Below are 2,334 nucleotides of genomic sequence, written 5' to 3' on the forward strand. Positions count from 1 at the left end.
TCCACTCCGGCTCGTCTTTGTCCTCCGAGATGACGCGGACCGTCTCCTCGGTGAGGCCCTTCTCGCTTTTGAACGCGGAGTTCTCCTCCTTCTTGAACTCGAAGCGCGCCTCGGTGTCTGTCTCCTTCAGATCGTCCTGTTGTGAACTCATAGTGTATTGTTACGGATTCCCGTGTTTACGTGTGTCGCGTGCCCGCATTCGGTTACGCCGCCTCGTAGGCGTCTTCGCGGACCCAGTCGTACCCCTCGTCCTCGAGCTTCTCGGCGAGCTCCGCGCCGCCGCTCTTGACGACTTCCCCGTCGAGCATGACGTGGACGTGGTCGGGCTCGACGTAGTCGAGGATGCGCTGGTAGTGCGTGATCTGGAGGACGCCCGTGCCCTGCTCGTCGCGGAGCGCGTTGATCCCCTTTGAGACGTCCTTCAGGCGGTCGATGTCGAGCCCCGAGTCGATCTCGTCGAGCACGGCGACGCTCGGCTCCAGCATCGCGGCCTGGAGGACCTCGTTCTGCTTCTTCTCGCCGCCGGAGAACCCGGCGTTGAGGTAGCGCTGCATGAACTTCTCGTCCATGTCGAGGAGCTCCATCTTCTCGGAGAGGATCTCCTGGAACTCGGCGACGCCGATCTCGCCGTCGTCCGCGGGCCCCTCCATCGGAGAGGTCTCGTACCCCTCGTCGTCCTCGTCGGCTTCCGCCTCCTCCTCGTCCTCGTCTTCGTCCTCGAACAGCTCCTCACGCTCGTCCGCCTTGGCGTTGAGCGCCTGCCGGAGGAAGTTCGTCATCGTGACGCCCTCGATCTCCGCGGGGTACTGGAAACCGAGGAAGATGCCGAGCGCGGCGCGCTCGTTCGGTTCTAGGTCCAGCAGCTCCCACTCGTAGTCCTCCTCTTCGAGGTCGACGTCGACGTCCGCGACGTCGGCCTCGTCGAGGTGGAGCAGGATCTCCCCGCCAGTTACCTCGTAGGCGGGGTGGCCGGCGATCACCTTCGCCAGCGTCGACTTCCCCGAGCCGTTCGGTCCCATCAGCGCGTGGATGTCGCCCGACTCGACGGTCAGATCGACTCCGCGAAGGATGCGTTCGCCGCCCTCTTCCGCCACTCGTGCGTGAAGATCGTTGATTTCGAGAGTAGCCATGAGTATTCTCGTGCCTCGTACGTTGACGGTGGGGGCTGAGGGGGTTAATGGTTACGCATCCACCCGTCAAAAATCGCATATCGATCAAGAAATTTTCTACCAACGGAAAACTGCTTTCGAGAGAGCGCGGTCGCCCCCGCCGTCGGTCACATGAACGAGCCGAGCCCGGTCTGCTCCTGTCCCGTCTTCACTTCCTCCCACGACATCCCGAGCGCCTCGATCACGCGCTCTATCGGCCCCTTGAGCGTCTTGTCCAACATCTTCTCCCAGTCGACCGCGAACTCCTCCGGCACCTGGTCGGCGTACTCGAAGCAGATCACGTCCGGGTCGCGCTTGAACTCCCCGTACAGGGGGTCGCGCTGGGGGTCGAGCCCCTCCTCCTCTTCCATCCGCGCCCAGAAGTCGGGGTGGACCTTCTCGATGTAGAGCCGCTTCGGCTTCGACCCGCTGCCGAAGTTCGTTCCGAGCATACGGTTGGCGTACTTCGCGCCGCGGACCTGCGCGGTCGGCGTGTCGTAGGCGTCGAGCTTCTTGCCGATCCCGCCGGGGATCCCGATCTCGTCGAGGTCCACGTCGCCGTCGAGCACGCGGGCGATGACGTCCACGAGGTACGATTTCACCTCCTCCATGTCCTCGTCGATGTCGTCGCCGGTGACGATCGTCTCGATGACGTTCTGTTGAACCTCCTTCGTGATGCCGGCGATGTCCGAGCGCTTGTACTCGAAGCCGGTGATGTCGATGTCGTCGACGTCTTTTCCCTCCTTCCAGACGATGTGGCCCGCGTACCGCTTCTTCTTCCCCGCCTGGAAGAACCGCCGGTAGAGCTTCTCGAACTCGATCTGGAAGCGGTGCTCGTCGGCGTTGAGCTCCTCGCGCGCGAAGTCGTCGTAGCGCTCGTTGATGTGGTCCTCGATCTCGAAGGAGGTCTCGATAGCCTCCTCTTTCGACATGTTAGAAAGAGACAACATGACCGAATCGGTGTCTCCATAAGCAACCTGATAATTAAGCTCTTCTGCGGCTTCCTCGGTAAAGTCGATGACCTCGCGACCGGTCGCCGTGACGGCTGCTGCGCCCTCTTTGTCGTAAAGACGGAACCGATCCCACCCCGTCACGCCGTAGAGTGAGTTCATAATAACCTTGACAGCTCCTTGCTGCCGGTCGTACTGCTCGTACGGCTCGGTGCCGGGGTCGTGGTCGTTCCGGA

2 protein-coding genes and 1 pseudogene are annotated in these 2,334 nt (G+C 62.3%); all 3 read right to left on the minus strand.

Annotation, left to right across the window (positions count from 1 at the left end):
* Nucleotides 1–151, minus strand: a pseudogene (locus tag Q0116_RS13825) (Fe-S cluster assembly protein SufB); the annotation flags it as partial.
* Nucleotides 152–203: 52 nt separating this feature from the next.
* Nucleotides 204–1,130, minus strand: a complete 927-nt coding sequence (locus tag Q0116_RS13830) for an ABC transporter ATP-binding protein (protein WP_297889569.1) — start codon at nucleotides 1,128–1,130, stop codon at nucleotides 204–206.
* 146 nt (nucleotides 1,131–1,276) lie between these two features.
* The coding region (locus Q0116_RS13835; protein WP_297889572.1) for a DNA polymerase domain-containing protein at nucleotides 1,277–2,334 on the minus strand (1,058 nt) is incomplete at its 5' end.

The organism is uncultured Halorubrum sp. (assembly GCF_937146585.1).
Classification (GTDB): Archaea; Halobacteriota; Halobacteria; order Halobacteriales; family Haloferacaceae; genus Halorubrum; species Halorubrum miltondacostae.